Genomic DNA, 19206 nt, shown 5'->3' on the forward strand with positions numbered 1-19206 from the left:
TAACGTGCTTTGACTTAGGAGATGAGTTCCTAAGGACAGCACACTAAAAAGACAACACATGAGTACAAACACTTTAAACCTCAAAAAAAACGGTCACAACCTCAACGGATTTTCAACTACTGATATTGGTGACGACCATCTTTATACAGGATTAGAAACTCCAATGAAAAAGGATGCTTTTAAACTTAGTGATAACGAAAAAAAGCAACGCATTGCTATCTTATTTGAAGAGATTATGGACGTTATGGGATTAGACCTTACTGACGATTCTTTAAAAGGTACACCCAAGCGTGTGGCAAAAATGTATATCGATGAAATATTTTCAGGTTTAAATCCTGCAAATAAGCCAAAAGTTGCACTTTTTGATAATAAGTACCAATATAATCAGATGTTGGTCGAAAAGAATATCACGTTTTATTCAAATTGTGAACATCATTTTGTTCCAATTATCGGCAAAGCACATGTGGCTTACATTTCATCTGGCAAAGTAATAGGCTTATCAAAATTGAATAGAATAGTTCAATATTATGCCAAACGTCCACAAGTACAGGAACGTTTGACCAATCAAATAGCCGAAGAATTGAAAAGCGTATTAAAGACCGAAGATATTGCAGTAATCATAGATGCTAAGCACTTATGTGTTTCTTCTAGAGGAATTAAAGATGATACTTCGGCGACGGTAACGACCTATTATGGCGGACAATTTAATAAAGCAGAAAAAATTACAGAATTACACAACTATATAAACAATTAAGATTATGGAATTAATAAATAGAGCATTAGAATTTGAGCAAAGAAAAATGCGATCATTATCTACTAGTGATCGTGTAAAAATTTCTCGTGAAGCCAAAGCGTTAATTTTAGATTTAAATCAAATCTATAAGCAGAAAAAAGACCAAAACATCATGGAAATCATGAAGCGTTTGACAGTAATAAAAAGAAAAGTTGAGAAGCGTCTAAAAGGAGCGCCTTTAACCGCATAAACTTAACTTCATTTTAAACGAGCGTAATGGATAGCTTCACTTACAGTTATCTATTACGCTCAATTATTAATTAAATATTTTAGAAACATCATAGCATAAAAAATCACAGCCTAAGATGTTACTAGAATAACAAAATTTTGTTTTCTGAAAACAGATTCAACCTCTAAACATCTATTCGAAATGAAGTCTGTCTTAGTAATCTTTAAAATTTAATTATGAAACCCTTACTTATTTTTATAACGACTCTTTTTTCAAAACCTAAAACTCTGAAACCAATGGATAATGTATCGTTTTCTGATATAGAAATCAACCTTTTAAATGGGAAACCTTTGAACCTTTCTAAATACAAAGGAAAACACGTACTATTTGTAAATGTTGCTTCAAAATGCGGATTTACATCACAATACAAAGACCTACAAAAGCTCTACGACACTTACCAAGACACTTTGGTTGTTATAGGTGTTCCATGTAACCAGTTTGGAAATCAAGAACCAGGAGGTCCTCGTGAAATAGAATCTTTTTGTGAAGTAAATTATGGAGTTACATTTCCTATAACCGAAAAAATTAATACTAAAGGGATACAACAACATTCACTATATCAGTGGTTAACCCAAAAACGAAGAAATGGTGTTAAAAACTCTAGTGTAAAGTGGAATTTCCAAAAATATCTGGTAGGACCCAATGGAGAACTTATCGATTTTTACTATTCGATGACATCACCAACAAGTTCAAAAATAACTAAACATCTAAAGCAATAATCTATGTTCGCATTATTTAAAAAAACATCTGAGTTGGACAAGCTTCAGAAGAGATACGAAAAACTAATGAAAGATTGGCATACATTATCAACTACAAACAGAGGAGAAAGTGATAAAAAATATGCCGAAGCTCAAAAAATACTCGATCAAATAGAGGTGCTCCAAAAGTAGATTCTGATGAAATTTTTGAAAACTTTTATTGCATTCTTAATCATCAACTTTGGTGCATTGGGTATTGGCTCATGGCTCATGGCAGAAGGACCTCAAGGCGATTGGTATTTAACACTTGAAAAAGCCCCTTGGACACCAGATGGTTGGGTTTTTGGAGCGGCTTGGACTACTATAATGATTTGCTTTTCAATATATATGTCCTTTCTCTATTTAAAAAGACCAACACAAAAAATTATAGTATTATTTGCCATACAATTCATACTTAATGTAAGCTGGAATTTTATATTTTTTCACCAAAAACTGGTAGACATAGCTTTGATAGATATTGTGCTACTAACCATTATTGTTACTGCATTTTTATTTACGTATGTCAAAGATTTAAAAGCAAAATCTCTTTTCATACTTCCTTACTTAATTTGGTTGTGCATTGCTACTTCACTTAATTTATACATTTTATTATACAACTGATATGAAAATTTACAGATTACACAAAAAACAGAACTTACCAATCTCTGTTGAAACGGCTTGGGATTTTTTATCAGACCCAAATAACCTTAAGACAATTACACCAGACTATATGGGATTTGAAATCTTGTCTGGAGCAGATCGTCCTATGTTTGCTGGTCAAATCATTCAGTATATAGTGACTCCTGTTCTAGGTATTAAAACAAAATGGGTTACCGAAATCACTCATAGTATTGATAAACACTATTTTGTAGATGAACAACGTTTTGGACCATACGCCTTGTGGCACCATAAACATTTCATTAAAGAAATAGAAGGTGGTGTGGAAATGGAAGATATTATTGATTACAAAGTTCCCTTCGGAATTATAGGTCAGCTTGTACATCCAATACTCGTAAAACCAAAATTGGAAGAAATTTTCAACTATCGTACTAAGAAATTGGAAGAACTATTCGGAACTTATACCAAATAAAACTATTGACCTTTTTATGAAACAACCTCTTAGTATTTTTTGGTTTAGACGTGATCTTAGACTTGATGACAATGTAGGCTTATATAAAGCACTTAAGAGTGATTATCCTGTCTTACCCATTTTTATCTTTGATTCTGAAATACTAAGTAAACTCCTAGAAAATGATGCTAGAGTCACTTTTATTCATGATACATTGCAGAAAATGCGAGTGGCACTTCGTGAAGAATACGACAGTAGTATTGCCATGTTTTATGGAAAGCCAATAGATATTTATGAGCAGTTAGTAAAAGACTATGATATCCAAGTTGTGTATACCAATCACGATTATGAACCCTACGCTAGAGAACGAGATAATGAAATAAAAGGGCTTTTATCCAAAAAAAATATTGAATTCAAAACGTTTAAAGATCAGGTCATTTTTGAAAAAGATGAAGTGGTAAAGAAAGATGGTAATCCATATGTAGTTTATACACCTTACATGAAAGTATGGAAAGCCCAATTTAAAACTCGTAATCTGGATTTTTTTAATACAAACTCTCATTTAAAGAATCTAATCAAGCATACGCACTTGCCTAATTTGAGTTTATCTGATATCGGATTTAAAACATCAAACCAAAAGATAGCTAAGTATGATGTAACACCTGCATTGATTCAAGACTACGAAGACACTCGTAATTTTCCAGCTAAAGACTCGACATCTCGATTAGGTCCGCATCTACGCTTTGGAACTGTAAGTATCAGGAAAATGGTAGAGAAAGCCATTGCCGAAAACAATGAAATCTTCTGGCAAGAACTAATTTGGAGAGAATTTTTCATGCAGATATTATGGCATTTTCCACATACAGCAACAGAATCATTTAAACCTAAATACGACAGAATAGAATGGCGCAATAACGAAGATGAATTCCAACTTTGGTGTGAAGGAAAAACAGGATATCCTCTTGTTGATGCAGGAATGCGACAACTCAATCAAACTGGATTTATGCACAATCGTGTGAGGATGTTAGTTGGCAGTTTTTTATGTAAACACTTACTTATTGATTGGCGTTGGGGCGAAGCTTATTTTGCTGAAAAATTACACGATTATGACATGGCAAGTAATGTTGGAAACTGGCAATGGGTTGCAGGTTCTGGAGTTGATGCTGCGCCATATTTCAGGATTTTTAACCCAACCTCTCAAATTCAAAAGTTTGACAAGGATCATACATACATCAAAACTTGGGTTCCAGATTACCAAGAATTCACCTATCCTAAACCTATGGTTGACCATAAAGAAGCCAGAGAGCGTTGCCTTAAAACATATAAAAAAGCACTGCAATAAATCCTAACATATTTTTAAGAGTCTGATGGCTGATTTTCACTAAATTTAAGTACTCAACTTTATGAATAACTATGCAGCTTCGTTTTATTTGGATTCTATTTATCTCATTATCAATTTATTCACAAGATAAATCTAAACAACTTTTATTCGTTGGAAACAGCTTAACATACACAAACGATCTTCCAAAAATTGTAGAGCATATAGCTTCAAATTTTAACGAAACTGTTGAAACAACAGCATTGTGTTATCCAAATTATGCTTTAGTAGATCACTTAAAAGAAGGCAAACTTCAAAAGTTATTAAAAACAGGCACGTTTGATTATGTGATTGTGCAGCAAGGTCCTTCTTCACAAAACGAAGGGAAACAAATGCTCTTGGATGATGGCGCAAAAATTAAAGTGTTATGTGATGCCAATGGAAGTCAGTTAGCTTTTTTCATGGTATGGCCGTCAAAATACTATTATCACACTTTTGATGCTGTGATAGCAAATCACAAATTAGCTGCCAAGACTAACAATGCTTTGTTATGCCCAGTGGGAGAATTATGGAAAGCTTACGATATGGTTAAAGGTCAAGAAACGTTATACAGTGCAGATGATTTTCATCCATCAAAAGCCGGAAGTTTTTTAGCTGCGTTAACTATTTTCAATACTATATATCCAGATAAAACATTAAAAGACCTACCGTTTGAAATGTCTCAGACGTGGATGACCAGTAAGGATTCATTTCATTCAATAATTAAATTAATCAATAATAAAAATCTAAAAAAATGAACACTAAAGACGTCGCACAACAATGGACTCAAATGTGCAGAGAAGGTAAAAACTTAGACTGCATCAATGAACTTTATGCTGAAAATGTAACAAGCAGAGAAATGCCAGGTATGCCTGATGAGATTGTTTCAGGTAAGCAGAATGTATGGAATAAAAACAAAGAGTGGTTAGATAACGTTGCCGAATGGCATGGTGGTGAAATAAGTGAGCCTACAGTTACTAACAATCATTTTACGAGCAAAATGACCTTTGATGTTACTTTTAAAGATAGAGGAAGACAACAAATGGAGGAAGTCGCAGTTTTTGAAGTTAAAGATGGAAAAATAACTAATGAGCAGTTTTTCTATTCAATGGAATAATTCAATATGAAACTATATACTGTATTTGCTTTTTTATGCTGTAGCATCTGTTTAGCACAACACGATGAAAACATTTCCAGCATGGATTTTGTACAAATCCAAAATGATAACGTAGCCGAAGCTATGCACTACTATAACAATAATTGGAAAGTGCTAAGAATTAAAGCGCTTGAAAAGGATTATATAGCATCTTATCAAATCTTAAAAACGGAGTTTACTGATGAAGCTCCTTTTCATTTGATCTTAGTAACAACTTATAAAAACAAAGCTCAATTTGACGCTCGTGAAACCCATTTTCGAGAACTTATAGATGAATTAGGTAAACTCAATTTGTTAAATGATAAGAAACCAGAAGAGTTTAGAAAAACACTTATGGGAACTGATGCTAAGCATCTCAATTAAATAAAAAAAGCCTCGAATTATCGAGGCTTTTTTATTTATGCTTTTCCTAAGAGGCATTTAATTTCCATCAACTCGCGTAATCTTTGCTCCAATAGCTCTTAAACGCTCGTCAATGTTCTCATAACCTCTATCGATTTGTTCAATATTGTGAATTGTTGATGTTCCACTAGCTGATAAAGCAGCAATTAATAATGATACACCGGCTCTAATATCTGGAGAGGTCATTGTAGTTGCTTTCAATTGCGATTTAAAATCATGACCAATTACTGTGGCACGATGTGGATCACAAAGAATAATTTTGGCTCCCATATCGATGAGCTTATCCACAAAGAACAAACGGCTTTCAAACATCTTTTGATGCACAAGTGCACTTCCTCTAGCTTGTGTCAATACAACTAAAACAATACTCAATAGGTCTGGTGTAAATCCAGGCCAAGGCGCATCTGAAACTGTTAGAATTGAACCGTCTATATAGTTTTGTACTTCGTAACCATTAGTATGCGCTGGAATATGAATATCATCGCCTTGTTGTTCTACAGTGATTCCTATTTTTCTAAACACATCTGGTATTTGACCTAAATCGTCCCAACTTACATTAGTAATAGTAAGTTCACTTTTAGTCATTGCGGCTAAGCCTATCCAGCTTCCAATTTCAATCATATCTGGAAGCATTCTATGTGTTGTTCCGCCTAATGTATCCACACCATCTATAATTAACATATTAGAACCTACGCCCTTGATCTTAGCTCCCATTCTATTGAGCATTTTACAAAGTTGTTGCAAATAAGGTTCACAAGCTGCATTATAAATCGTAGTGGTGCCTTCTGCAAGAACAGCAGCCATTACAATATTTGCTGTTCCAGTAACCGAGGCTTCATCGAGAAGCATATAGGTTCCTTTGAGTTTATCAGCCTCTACACCATAAAAATAATCCTCTTTATTATATCTGAATTTTGCACCAAGATTGATAAATCCCTCAAAGTGAGTATCTAAACGACGACGACCAATTTTATCTCCTCCAGGTTTTGGAATATATCCTTTTCCAAAGCGCGCTAACAATGGACCAACTATCATAATAGAACCTCTAAGCCCTTTTCCATCTTCTTTAAACTCGGCAGATTCTAAATACTTGAGATTAACCTCGTCGGCTTTAAAAGTGTAAGATCCTTTGCCTACATTGTTAATTTTAACGCCTAGCTTTTTAAGCAAAGCTATAAGCTTGTTAACATCGATAATATCTGGAATGTTATCAATTCTAATTTCTTCTGCAGTTAAGAGTACCGCACATAAAATTTGTAATGCTTCATTTTTAGCACCTTGAGGCTGTATTTTTCCTTTTAACTGGTGACCTCCTTCAATAATAAATGTTCCCATGAACTGTAGTTAGTAACGTTTTCGGTTTTTGTTCTTTTTGTGATGCGACTTCTTATTACTAGAATATTTCTTTTTGTTTCGCATTAAACTGGTAGAATCTGAAAGGTCTTCAGCTCCTCCTTTTAAATTAATCTTACCTCCAGAAAGCTCAAATAAGTGCTCAAAAATCACGTCATCTTCAACAGTATCTTTATTCCAATTCAGGAAACACTTTTTCATATGGTTAGCAATAGTATATACCAACGCTTCTTTTAACTCACCCTCTTCCCAAGTATTGGCAACATCAATCATTGTTTTGATGTTGTTTCCGTAGAAACGATATTTAGGGTGGTTTTGAGGATATTTTAAAGGTTCTGGGTTTTCACTCAACTCCTCTTTTGAAGGCTTAGGATAAGGTGAATCTGCATCCAATTTAAAATCGGACATAATAAATAATTGATCCCAAAGTTTATGCTGAAAATCTGGAACATCACGTAGATGTGGCTGTAAATTCCCCATCACATTAATGATTGATTTTGCAACTTTATTTCGCTCTTCCTTAGTTGGTAAATCTTTAGCGTAATTAATCATTTTTTGAAGATGTCTTCCATACTCAGGAATAATCAAATGTTCACGCTCTGTGTTGTATTCTAAATCGTCTATCAAAATATAAATTTGTGTAGTATTTTTAAATCATGCATGAAGTACATCTGCATATGCTTGCAAAATACAAAAAAATAGTTATCGAAACTTCTTTTTACAAAGAAATAACACCTTCAACAGAATTGGCTACTTCCTTGTATTTAGCAATAACAGCATCGGGATCTTTCATTTGTAAATTAACCGATACACTGGTGTAAGTACCTTTACCCGATTCTTTAGTTGTAATTACTGCACCAAGATTATTAAATAAATCTTCAATCTGCTTTATTTTATTAGCATCTGAAGGCACTATAAATTTGTAAAGATATTCAGATGGCCAACTTGTGGTTTCATATAATTGGCCTCTAAGTTTTTTATAAAATTCTTCTGATTTTTTCTGTGGACTCATAACATTTTTTCTTCGGAAGCAAAGATACATTTTACTTTGCATTTTGCTTTGCCTAATTATTGTTAATTTTACAACCAAAACCTTGCCAATTTGAATACAAGAAAAATCGTCATAACTGGTGGTCCTGGAACAGGAAAATCATCTATAATCAATGAACTTATAAAACGTGATTACACCTGTTTTGAAGAAGTATCAAGACAAGTAACATTAGCAGCCAGAGAAGATGGAATTGAACAGTTGTTCTTGACCAAGCCTTTGCTATTTAGCGAGTTACTGTTAAAGGCTAGAATCCAGCAATTCAAAGATGCACAAGCCATTAAAAAGGATATTATATTTTTAGATAGAGGTCTCCCAGATGTTTTAGCTTATATGGATTATGCCAATAGTGATTATCCAAAAGAATTTACAGAGGCATGTGAAACTCATGTTTATGATAAGGTTTTTGTTCTAGCACCTTGGCAAGAAATTTTTGTAAGTGACAACGAGCGTTATGAGAATTTTGATCAAGCTGTAGAAATTCATCATGCTTTGCTAGATACATATGCGCGTTTTGGATATCAATTAACCGATGTACCTTTTGCAAGTATTGAGCAGCGCGCAGATTTTATTTTAGAGATCTTAAATGTATAGATGTCACATCCTATCAACATATTAGAACAGTATTGGAACCACACCTCATTTAGGCCTTACCAAGAAGAAATTATTCAGTCTGTTTTAGATAATAATGACACCTTTGCTTTATTACCTACTGGAGGCGGAAAATCTATATGTTTTCAAATTCCAGCGCTAATAAAAGATGGTATTTGTATTGTTATATCTCCATTAATAGCATTAATGAAAGATCAAGTGAATACTTTAAAAAGAAAAGGTATTAAAGCTATGGCAATCACTAGTGGTATTAAATATAACGAGCTTGATACGATCCTCGATAATTGCATTTATGGCAATTATAAATTTTTATACCTGTCTCCTGAGCGTCTTCAGCAAGATATTGTAAAGCATCGCATACAACAAATGAATGTAAATCTCATAGCAGTTGACGAAGCCCATTGTATTAGTCAATGGGGAAATGATTTTAGACCTGCTTATAAAAACATTACAGTTCTAAGACAATTACAACCTAGTGTAAATGTAATTGCATTAACAGCTACCGCTAAGCCAAAAGTTATAGAAGAAACAATAAATGCCTTAGACTTTATATCTCCAAAAGTATTTAAAGCATCATTTGCTAGACCCAACATAGCTTACCAAGTTATACACAGTGAAGATAAAATCTATGATTTAGAACAACAGTTAAAAAAACACTCTGGTGCTTCAATTATTTATGTTAGGAGTCGAAAAATGAGCGTTGATATTCATAACATTTTAGAAAAAAAAGGATTTAGTTCTACCTTTTTCCATGGTGGAATCCCTACCAAAGACAAACAAGATCGCTTGTACCAATGGATGAACAACCAAAAGGAAATTATGGTTGCTACAACTGCTTTTGGTATGGGAATTGATAAATCAGATGTAAAAACAGTAATCCATATTAATTTACCCGAAAGTCTTGAGAGTTACTACCAAGAAGCTGGTCGCGCTGGAAGAAACAATGAAGATGCGTTTGCCATATTATTAACAAATGCTTCAGACGAACAGGTTTTAAAAAATCAATTTATCAATAGCTTACCCTCTATCGATGATATTAAATTAGTATACAGAAAACTATGCAACTACTTTCAGATATCATATGGAGAAGGAGAATTAACAACACACCGTTTTAATTTTAGTGAGTTTTGCAAAGCTTACGATTTCAAAAGTGCTAAAACATTTAATACACTTAAGCTTTTAGATAGAAATAGTATCATTAAATTATCACAAGAATTCAATTACAAAACCAAATTACAATTTATTGTAAGTAATCCTGCTATGTTTTCATATTTGGAAACTCATAAACAATACAATACTATAGTAAAGACGATTTTACGAACCTATGGCGGCATTTTTGAACATCAGTTGGCTATTAATTTAATATTGATTGCAGATAAAGCAGCTACAAACGAAAAAGAGGTTATAGCTGTCTTACAGCAACTCCAAAAGGATGGGATTGTAGATTTTTTGTTTTCTAATACAGACTCTGAAGTTATTTTTCTTCAACCTAGAGAAGATGATAAAACAATACATAGAATCGTAAATGTTGTTGAGCAACAACAAGAGTTAAAACGTTTTCAAGTGAATTCAGTATTAGAATACATAAAAAATGATTCTATTTGCAAAAGTAGGCAACTACTGCACTATTTTGGAGAAGAGTCGGATAAAAATTGTGGACGCTGTACTGTCTGTAAATCTGATAATATTTCAAAAGAGAACATAAATTTTACCACAATCAAACAGCAAATTATTCGAGCACTAGAACAGCAACCTTTAAGCTCTAGACAATTAGTTGAACAATTACAAATAGGAAAAACTGAACTACTAAAAGTAGTAGCAGTGCTACTTGAGCACGATGTGATTACTACAACACCTGCTAATACTTATAAAATAAAATAGACTATGACGAGAGAGCGATTAAAAATTATATTCATGGGAACTCCAGATTTTGCAGTTGCCACATTAAAGACACTTGTTGAGAACGATTATGACATTGTTGGTGTTATTACTGCTCCTGATAAACCTGCAGGGCGTGGGCGAAAACTACATGAATCTGCTGTAAAAAAATATGCCATTGAACAAGGCTTGAACCTTCTACAACCTACAAACCTTAAAAATGAAGATTTCATTAAAGAATTAAAATCCCTTGAAGCAAATCTTCAAATTGTTGTTGCCTTTAGGATGCTCCCTGAGGTTGTCTGGAACATGCCAGCCTATGGGACATTTAATTTACATGCTTCACTTTTACCAAACTATAGAGGTGCAGCTCCTATACATTGGGCAATTATCAATGGTGAAAAAGTAACTGGAGCTACCACTTTTTTTATAGATGAGAAAATAGACACAGGTGCCATTATATTGCAAGAGGCAATCGCTGTTGATGAAAATGAAACTGTTGGGTCACTTCATGACAAACTCATGGTGATGGGTAGCGAACTTGTAATAAAAACAGTAGACCTTATTCAGAAAGGAGCAGTAGAAACAACAATACAGCCCAAAACAGAAAATCTGAAAACTGCTTATAAACTCAATAAAGAGAATTGTAAGATCGACTGGAACTTAGACATCGACACCATATATAATAAGATACGTGGTTTAAACCCATTTCCAGCAGCTTGGTGTCACCTTTACAATAATAATGATGAATTAGATGTCAAAATTTTCAATGTAGAAAAAGAAAATGATGAACACGATTTAGATAACGGGCAATTGATCGTATCAAAAAATGAGTTAAAAGTTGCAGTTAGAGGTGGTTACATTAATATTAAGGAATTACAGCTTCCAGGTAAACGAAAAATGGATGCTAAATCATTACTAAATGGATATGATTTTAGTAAAAATGCCAAAATGCTCTAAAACCCTTATGTTTATTGATATTTGAAAAAAATCCGACGAAATGCAGCCCTTTATTAACAAATGCCCTAAGTTATCAACAAATATTTGTATTTCCCTTGCTATTACTTGCGTAGATGGATTTTACGTATAAATTTGTAGACGGATTTAACGATAATGTTTAACCCAACTATTTTTTTAACAATTTAAAATACAAATTTTATGAACAAAACAGATTTAATCAATGGAATGGCAGAGAATGCTGGAATCACTAAAGCAGCTGCTAAGAAAGCATTAGATTCATTATTAATTGACATCGAAGGATCTTTACAAAAAGGAAATAGAGTTTCTTTAGTAGGATTTGGTTCTTGGTCAGTTTCAAGAAGATCTGCAAGAGAAGGAAGAAACCCTCAAACTGGTAAAACAATACAAATCAAAGCTAAAAACGTAGTAAAGTTTAAAGCTGGTTCTGATTTAAGTAGTGCTGTAAACTAGTATTTCTTTAAATAGATTACGAAAAGCCCACTTTAAAGTGGGCTTTTTGTTTTATGTATTCTACCAAAATTATTGGTTATTAGGAAAATATGTTTTAGATTAGTACGTAAATCATAGTGTTATGATTATATCAAAGCCCAAAAAAGGACATCTTTTAATTGCTGAGCCTTCAATAATAGGTGACTTATCGTTTAATAGGTCTGTCATATTATTGGCTGATTATAACGAACAAGGATCAATTGGGTTTATCTTAAACAAGCCATTAGAATATACGCTTAACGACCTGATTCCTGAAACAGAAGCTACTTTTAAAGTTCATAACGGAGGTCCTGTTGAACAAGACAATCTTTATTTCATACATCAAGTACCAGATTTAATACCAGATAGTATTGAAATTTCTCATGGCGTATATTGGGGAGGAAATTTTGATGCTGTTTTAGAACTTCTTAATGAAAATAAATTGACTGGCTCAGATATTAGATTTTTTCTTGGATATTCTGGTTGGGACGCTAAGCAATTAGATAATGAGCTAGAATCTCAAGCATGGATTGTATCTGAAAATGTCTACAAAAATGAACTCATAGAAAAGTGCTGTGATTCCTTTTGGAAAGAAAAAATGTTAGAGCTCGGTGGAGATTATTCTCTTTGGTCTAATGCTCCAGAAAATCCAAGTTATAATTAAGATAATCTTAACTTCGTATTTAAACGCTTCAAGATATCTTCTGAAATTTTAGTACTGTAAGTCTTTTTCCGATACTGTAATATGGGTTGAATCCCAACGATAACATTAGTGATAAATAACTCATCTGCTTTTTGAAGTTCAAATGGAGAAATTGAAGTTTCATCTAAAACATAATCACCAGAGTTTAAAATCATATCAATGATTTGTTTACGCATGACACCTTTTAAACTACCATCATCAAGAGGTGGTGTTTTGATTGTTTCACCTGAAACTAAAAATAAATTTCCTTGCAAAGCTTCAACAACATTTTTATTGGTATTTAATAGTAAACAATTATCTAATTTGTTTTCTTCTGCATAAATACTACCCAAAACGTTAATAGCTTTATTATTTGTTTTTAATGTAGATAACAATCCTGGAGCAACAAAATAGTCTTTATATAAATCGACAGTATATGATTCCTTTGTTGATACTAAATAGAAATCGTCTTCCAATAGTTCTACAACTATACTATAACTTATAGCTTTGTCATTTGGAAGATATCTACCACCATCTCCTCTATCTACATTTAATCGAACTCTTGCAGATGAAGTTGCCAATCCATTAACATTTATGGTTTTTAAAATTTCAGCTTCAAGAAATTCCATAGTGAAATTCATTGGTATCTCCATTCGCATGATACGCATAGAAGCCATCAATCTAAAATAGTGATCTTCCCAAAACAAAATTTTGCCATGTACCACTTTCAAAGTTTCAAAAAGAGCATCTCCATATTTATAACCTCTATTTTCAAGGGCTATAGAGTTGGAATTTTCAACTAACTCACCATTTATATTTATCATAAAAAAGTCTCGATTAAAAATCGAGACAAATATAAAACTAATATGATTGAGAAGTTCTAAGCAGAACCCAAAACTTGTTTCAAATCTGAAATTTGATTATCCCAAAGCATTTTTGCTTCATCAACTTCATCTTCATCTGTAAAATCTGTAACAATGAGAGAAACATCTTTAGTGATTTCATCGACTTGAATGCGTATTTCAAAAAAGTAAGACGCACCATCTTCTTCATCATTTAACCATCTAAACTTTATGCGCTCACCACTTTTCTTACTTAATAGTTTTGCTTTTTCTTCACTACCATCCCAAATAAATGTAAACAGTTCTCCTCTTGAATTCACATTATCGGCAAACCATTCTGACAAACCAGAAGGTGTAGATATATATTGATATAAAAGTTGTGGCGAAGCGTGAATAACAAACTCCATCTCAATTTTAACTTTGTCTTCCATAGATAAATTATTATGTTGTCAATATATACATTAATTGTTGAGTTTAAAACTAAAAATCAAAAAAAATAATTTGAGCATTTTATGTTTGTTCAGATAAATTTTGTTTTTATATTTGCACCCTCATAAATGGCGAGGTAGCTCAGTTGGTTAGAGCGTCGGATTCATAACCCGGAGGTCACGAGTTCAAATCTCGTTCTCGCTACAGTAGTTAAAGCTTGATGTAATCATCAAGCTTTTTTGTTTTTAGAAGCTTAAGTAATGCTTAAAAGCGAAGTGAAAACCAAAAATTGTAAAAACGCACAGCATTTTCTTTTACTATTTTCAAGGCACCTTATTAAGGTTATATGAATCTCGTTCTCCATACAAAAGTAAAATCCAATACCTATTAATATGTGTTGGGTTTTCTCTTTATAATATGCATTGACTAATTACAATCAAAATGTTCTAAAATTATCAAAACACACATGTTTTAACAATTCGCTGATTTTCAGTCAATTATTTCTTACAAGATATTTTTCAAATGTTAAAAAAATGCATTTCATCGGTTTTTTCTGCATTTTATGGAGTATAATTAAAATAAATTGATATATTAGCGACCTGATTAAACGACATAAATTCATTAAACCCCAAACTAATGAGAAAAATTACCTGCTTACTTGTGCTACTATTTTTAGTAGTTCAAACTTCATTTGCGCAAGAAATTTACAAGCGCATTATCATTAATAATAATTCTGAAACCACCCTACAAACCTTACTGGATATTGGTATTGATTTAAGATGTGGCGCAGTATACAAAGACAATACTGTTCAATTAGAATTATCAATGGAACAATTAAACCTAATTGATAATGCAGGAATCAAATACGACGTTACTGTTGAGGATCTTACGCAATTTTATCAAGAAAGGAATGCTTCCGAAATCACGATAGATGATGCGTATGCTCAATTTAAATCAAGTAACCAACCTGTTATAACTAATCGATCGATTGCGAGTACAATACTTGATAATTATTTACAATATACTGGATGTGAAGAAGTCAATTGGACAACACCAACTAATTATAACCAAGGATCTCTTGGTGGTTGTTTAACAGTAGACGAAATGGAAGCAGAACTGGATCAAATGTTCGCTAACTATCCTAATCTAATTTCAGCTAAAGCAGATGCTTCTCCAACTAATCAAACAACTTGGGGGAATCCATCAGGCACAATTACTAATAATGGATTAACTTATACAGGACAGGGAACTACAAGATGGGATCCTAAAACTATATGGTATGTAAGAATAACTGGAGACCAGTCTTCCCCTGAAGGAAGCAAACCTCAAATATTGTATACATCAATGATACATGCTAGAGAGGTTAGTAGTTTAATGAATAACATGTACTTCATGTGGTATCTTCTTGAAAACTACGATACAGATCCTGCAATTAAAAACTTAGTAGACAATAACGAATTATATTTTATTCCAGTTGTAAATCCAGATGGTTTACGTTGGAATCAGCATTTAAATTCTGGTGGTGGTACGTTTCAAAGAAAGAATTGTAGACCTAATACTGGTAGTACGTCTAACTCTACTGCAACAAGAGGTGTTGATGTTAATAGAAACTTCGACTACTTATGGGGAGCAGATGGTGATGCTAGTGGTTCAAATGATGTTCCTTCTAGTGACACTTATAGAGGTCCAGCACCTTTCTCTGAGCCCGAAGCACAAATTTTAAGAGATTTTGTTTTAGCAAGAAATTTTGAAACTTGTTTGATGCACCACTCGGCAGCTAATGCCATTCCACATCCATACGGAGGTATTCCTACACGTGTTTCAAATAGAGAAGATGAAATGCACCAATGGCATGAAGACATGTCTAGATTTAACAGATATGTATCTGGTGCCACAATATTTACACCTGCAAATGGTATTGCCGATGACTGGATGGTAGGTGGTACGGCAGATGCTGGTAATACAACTAGTAATGCTAACAATTCATATCCAAATGATAGTAGCCCTGCTTCTGTAGGATCTGGTCAAAACATCTTAGCATCAACTCCAGAACATGGTAGTTTTGGAAGTGAAGGTGGTTTTTGGCCTTCTTTATCGCAAATTGATGTGATAGCAGCAAGAGGTATGCGTATCAATTTAATGAACGCTTATTATGGAGGTAAATATGCGAAACTGCACGATTTAACCCAAAGTGATATTAATAGCCTTACTTCAGACTTAACTTTTGGTATTGAACGTATTGGACAAACGGCAAGTGATTTCACATTAACTGTCACTCCTATTTCATCAAATATTGTTTCTATAGCTTCTGTTCCTGTTCAAAGTGGAATGGGTATTTTAGCTCAAAACAATGTCACTGCTCAAATCGTTTTAAACGGTAGTATTCAACCTAATGATAAAATTGAATATAATGTGCAATTATCAGACGGTACAAACGTATTTTACAATATAAATGTTGAAAAATATTATCAACCCAACATAATATTAGCCGATGATCCAGACGCTAATTCAATAGCAACAAACTGGAACTTATCTGGTACCTGGACGGCTTCAAATGCAACAGGTGCTGCATATTCTGGTAGTCGTGCCATAAAAACAGGTGGCAATGCCATATCATCTTATGGTTCAAACGAAAATACATCTATAACGACTAATACTCATGATTTATCAACTTCAGATGAAGTCATCATTCAGTTTTATACAAAATGGGATTTAGAACGTAACTTCGATTTTGTTGAATTTGAAGGATCTACAGATGGAACCAACTGGGTATCTCTTTGTGGTATTTATAATAAACCAAATGCGACAAGTTTCACTACTAATGAACATGGTGATAAAACCTCTACTAGCCATTCTTTCCAACAAAATAATAATAGTAGCGGTAGAGTCTATGATGGTGATCGTATGGATAAATGGGTTATGGAAGAAGTTGTTATTGATGCAACTAACCATGCATCGCTATTCCAATCTCCAAATGCGCGATTTAGATTTAGATTTAGAACTGACAGTAATAATAGATTTGAAAATTACTCTGCTAATGCAGAAGGTTTTTTCTTCGATGATTTTAAAATAATTGGACTGCAAGTTCCTTGTGATAATAGTGTAGCACCTACAAATCTTGCTGTTACTCTTGTCACTCCTACGTCAGCAGCAGTATCTTGGGACAATATCCCTTCAGCTACTTATGATATAAGATATAGAGAAGTGGGATCAGGTTCTTGGAACGAAATCACAAATATTGCAACTAACTCATATAATATTTCTGGACTTACAGCAAATACAAATTATGAAGTACAGGTAGCAACAAGATGTAATACAACAGCATCTGCATATTCAACTTCTGAAACATTTACAACACCAAGCCCTATTCCATGTACAGGGAGCTCTATAAGTGCTTTCCCTTATTCTGAAAGCTTCGAAACTGCAGGCTCATTCGGTCTATGGTCTAACGATGGAAGTGATGATTTTGATTGGACCAATAAAGCTGAAGAAGGAGATGGAAATTCAACACCTTCTAACGATACAGGACCATCTTTAGCATCAGATGGAAGTCGTTTTATATTTATTGAAGCTTCTAACCCAAATTTCCCAAGTAAAATTGCTCGACTTATAAGTCCGTGCCTTGATTTTACTGGAAGAGAAAATGCTGCAATGACATTTGACTACCACATGTTTGGTGGATTCATTGGAGAACTTACTGTTGATGTGAGTATCGATAATGGCGCTAGCTATACAACATTGACCAATTACACCCTAACTGGAAGTCAACAAAATGCTCATGCCGATGCATGGAAAACACAAAACGTGGATTTATCTTTATTTGACGGACAATCAATAAAATTAAGACTTAGTGCGACAACAAGTTCTGATGGATCAACTGGATGGCAAGGTGATATCTCATTAGATAACTTCGGAATTACTTCTGATGTTGCTACAGGTTCTGCTCCTCCAACAGCAGTTTGTCAAAACATAACTGTTCAACTAGATAATGCCGGAAATGGATCTATTGTTCCTACCGATATTGATGGTGGTTCTACAGATGACGTAGCTATTACTGGAAGAAGCATTGATATTAATTCTTTTGACTGTACTGATATAGGAACTGTAAATGTAACACTTACAGTAACTGATGGAGATGGTCAAGATGACACTTGTGTCGCTGTAGTAACTGTAGTCGATCAAATAGACCCTGTATTTGTAGGCGTTCCTTCTGACATCACATTAACGTGTGGAAATAATCAACCATCATGGACAGACCCAACTGTTACTGATAATTGTGGAACTGGCCTAACTCCTACACGAACTGATGGTACAGGATTAAATAGCGGAAGTGTATTCCCTTCTGGAATTACAGTTATTAGCTATTCAGTAAACGATGGTAACGGAAACATAAACACGGCTTCATTTAATGTAAATGTAGTTGTTGATAATCAAGACCCAGTGGCTGTGTGCCAAAATATTTCTGTGCAATTAGATGCTACCGGAAATGCAACAATAACTGCCGCTGCTATAAATAATGGATCTTCTGATAACTGCGGAATTGCCTCTATTTCTGCTTCACAAACAGCATTTACTTGTGCCGATGAAGGTGCAAATAACGTCACACTAACCGTTACTGATACTAACGGAAATCAAGATACTTGTATAGCTGTAGTAACAGTAAATTTACAAGATGCTCCGACAGGATTAGAATGTTATGAAACTGCAAACTATAATTATACAACATGTGTATGGGATGTGACTGGAACACCTCCTCCACCTGTAGTAACTAATGTGACCATCTGTTCTGATGAGTCGTATACTTGGGCTGTAAATGGAATTACATATGATGGTTCTGGAGGATCTACCTCTGTAACAGTTCCTGGTTCTGGATGTGTTGCCGATGAAACATTAAATTTAACAGTAACACCAGAGCCTGCTCCTGTGGTGACAGACAGAACAATTTGTTCTGATGAGTCGTATACTTGGGTTGTAAATGGTATCACTTATGATGGTTCTGGAGGATCTACTTCGGTAACTATTGAAGGTGTGAACTGTGCAGCTGATCAAACACTTAACTTAACAGTAACGCCGGAGCCTGCTCCTGTGGTGACTGATGTAACGATTTGCTCTGATGAGTCGTATACATGGACGGAGAATGGTATCACTTATAATGGTTCTGGAGGATCTA

21 protein-coding genes and 1 tRNA gene are annotated in these 19206 nt (G+C 33.9%); 17 read left to right on the forward strand and 5 right to left on the reverse strand.

All coding sequences use genetic code 11. The features are described from left to right. The first annotated feature begins 58 nt into the window (after window positions 1-58). The 10 genes from folE (at window position 59) to KWG70_RS10880 (ending at window position 5704) form a co-directional block, all read left to right on the forward strand. Entirely contained in the window at window positions 59-754 is a 696-nt protein-coding gene (gene folE, locus KWG70_RS10835; protein ID WP_230936042.1) for a GTP cyclohydrolase I FolE, read from the forward strand. A 4-nt stretch (window positions 755-758) separates the two neighbouring features. Next, window positions 759-983 carry a hypothetical protein gene (locus tag KWG70_RS10840; protein ID WP_230936043.1) on the forward strand — a complete coding sequence of 75 codons (225 nt, stop codon included), beginning with the start codon at window positions 759-761 and terminating at the stop codon, window positions 981-983. A 215-nt stretch (window positions 984-1198) separates the two neighbouring features. Next, window positions 1199-1741, forward strand: a complete 543-nt coding sequence (locus tag KWG70_RS10845) for a glutathione peroxidase (protein ID WP_230936044.1) — start codon at window positions 1199-1201, stop codon at window positions 1739-1741. A gap of 3 nt (window positions 1742-1744) precedes the next feature. Further along, the gene (locus KWG70_RS10850; RefSeq protein WP_230936045.1) at window positions 1745-1912 is read left to right on the forward strand and encodes a Lacal_2735 family protein; all 168 of its coding nucleotides are present in this window, start codon (window positions 1745-1747) and stop codon (window positions 1910-1912) included. A gap of 6 nt (window positions 1913-1918) precedes the next feature. Beyond that, window positions 1919-2380 carry a TspO/MBR family protein gene (locus tag KWG70_RS10855; protein WP_230936046.1) on the forward strand — a complete coding sequence of 154 codons (462 nt, stop codon included), beginning with the start codon at window positions 1919-1921 and terminating at the stop codon, window positions 2378-2380. A gap of 1 nt (window position 2381) precedes the next feature. Then, a complete protein-coding gene (locus KWG70_RS10860; protein WP_230936047.1) occupies window positions 2382-2849 on the forward strand; it encodes an SRPBCC family protein in 468 nt (155 codons plus the stop codon). 16 nt (window positions 2850-2865) lie between these two features. Further along, window positions 2866-4170, forward strand: a complete 1305-nt coding sequence (locus KWG70_RS10865; protein ID WP_230936048.1) for a cryptochrome/photolyase family protein — start codon at window positions 2866-2868, stop codon at window positions 4168-4170. 71 nt (window positions 4171-4241) lie between these two features. Beyond that, a complete protein-coding gene (locus KWG70_RS10870) occupies window positions 4242-4943 on the forward strand; it encodes an SGNH/GDSL hydrolase family protein (protein ID WP_230936049.1) in 702 nt (233 codons plus the stop codon). Beyond that, the gene (locus KWG70_RS10875) at window positions 4940-5302 is read left to right on the forward strand and encodes a nuclear transport factor 2 family protein (RefSeq protein ID WP_230936050.1); all 363 of its coding nucleotides are present in this window, start codon (window positions 4940-4942) and stop codon (window positions 5300-5302) included. The genes KWG70_RS10870 and KWG70_RS10875 overlap by 4 nt, the downstream gene beginning before the upstream one ends. Before the next feature lie 81 nt (window positions 5303-5383). Beyond that, a complete protein-coding gene (locus tag KWG70_RS10880; RefSeq protein WP_230936051.1) occupies window positions 5384-5704 on the forward strand; it encodes a hypothetical protein in 321 nt (106 codons plus the stop codon). Between the two features lie 57 nt (window positions 5705-5761). On the opposite strand, the gene murA is transcribed toward KWG70_RS10880, so the two are convergent. The 3 genes from murA to KWG70_RS10895 all read right to left on the reverse strand — a co-directional run bounded on the left by murA (window position 5762) and on the right by KWG70_RS10895 (window position 8108). Continuing rightward, window positions 5762-7078, reverse strand: a complete 1317-nt coding sequence (murA, locus tag KWG70_RS10885) for a UDP-N-acetylglucosamine 1-carboxyvinyltransferase (protein WP_230936052.1) — start codon at window positions 7076-7078, stop codon at window positions 5762-5764. A 9-nt stretch (window positions 7079-7087) separates the two neighbouring features. Then, window positions 7088-7723, reverse strand: a complete 636-nt coding sequence (locus KWG70_RS10890; RefSeq protein WP_230936053.1) for a DUF4290 domain-containing protein — start codon at window positions 7721-7723, stop codon at window positions 7088-7090. Window positions 7724-7814: 91 nt separating this feature from the next. Further along, complete coding sequence (locus KWG70_RS10895) at window positions 7815-8108, reverse strand: DUF493 family protein (RefSeq protein ID WP_230936054.1); 294 nt, start codon at window positions 8106-8108, stop codon at window positions 7815-7817. 90 nt (window positions 8109-8198) lie between these two features. On the opposite strand from KWG70_RS10895, the gene KWG70_RS10900 reads away from it, so the two are divergent. The 5 genes from KWG70_RS10900 to KWG70_RS10920 all read left to right on the forward strand — a co-directional run bounded on the left by KWG70_RS10900 (window position 8199) and on the right by KWG70_RS10920 (window position 12747). Continuing rightward, the gene (locus KWG70_RS10900; protein ID WP_230936055.1) at window positions 8199-8738 is read left to right on the forward strand and encodes an AAA family ATPase; all 540 of its coding nucleotides are present in this window, start codon (window positions 8199-8201) and stop codon (window positions 8736-8738) included. Then, window positions 8739-10637, forward strand: a complete 1899-nt coding sequence (locus KWG70_RS10905) for a RecQ family ATP-dependent DNA helicase (RefSeq protein WP_230936056.1) — start codon at window positions 8739-8741, stop codon at window positions 10635-10637. It abuts the gene before it with no gap. Between the two features lie 3 nt (window positions 10638-10640). Next, the gene (gene fmt / locus KWG70_RS10910) at window positions 10641-11594 is read left to right on the forward strand and encodes a methionyl-tRNA formyltransferase (RefSeq protein ID WP_230936057.1); all 954 of its coding nucleotides are present in this window, start codon (window positions 10641-10643) and stop codon (window positions 11592-11594) included. Window positions 11595-11792: 198 nt separating this feature from the next. Next, window positions 11793-12065 (forward strand): HU family DNA-binding protein, encoded by a 273-nt coding sequence (locus tag KWG70_RS10915; RefSeq protein WP_230936058.1) that lies wholly within the window; start codon window positions 11793-11795, stop codon window positions 12063-12065. Between the two features lie 121 nt (window positions 12066-12186). Next, a complete protein-coding gene (locus tag KWG70_RS10920) occupies window positions 12187-12747 on the forward strand; it encodes a YqgE/AlgH family protein (protein ID WP_230936059.1) in 561 nt (186 codons plus the stop codon). Here KWG70_RS10920 and KWG70_RS10925 read toward each other — a convergent pair. After that, window positions 12744-13589: an aminotransferase class IV gene (locus tag KWG70_RS10925; RefSeq protein WP_230936060.1), complete on the reverse strand. Its 846-nt coding sequence runs from the start codon at window positions 13587-13589 to the stop codon at window positions 12744-12746. The two genes, KWG70_RS10920 and KWG70_RS10925, sit on opposite strands and share 4 nt — an antisense overlap. A 56-nt stretch (window positions 13590-13645) precedes the next feature. Next, a complete protein-coding gene (locus KWG70_RS10930; RefSeq protein WP_230936061.1) occupies window positions 13646-14038 on the reverse strand; it encodes an START-like domain-containing protein in 393 nt (130 codons plus the stop codon). Window positions 14039-14166: 128 nt separating this feature from the next. Here KWG70_RS10930 and KWG70_RS10935 point away from each other — a divergent pair. Both KWG70_RS10935 and KWG70_RS10940 read left to right on the forward strand, forming a co-directional pair. Next, window positions 14167-14240: transfer RNA gene (locus tag KWG70_RS10935), tRNA-Met, on the forward strand. Window positions 14241-14672: 432 nt separating this feature from the next. After that, window positions 14673-19206, forward strand: a 4534-nt coding sequence (locus tag KWG70_RS10940) for a M14 family zinc carboxypeptidase (protein WP_230936062.1), incomplete at its 3' end; no start/stop codon positions are given.

It is taken from the genome of Psychroserpens luteolus (assembly GCF_021032705.1).
Classification (GTDB): domain Bacteria; phylum Bacteroidota; class Bacteroidia; order Flavobacteriales; family Flavobacteriaceae; genus Psychroserpens; species Psychroserpens luteolus.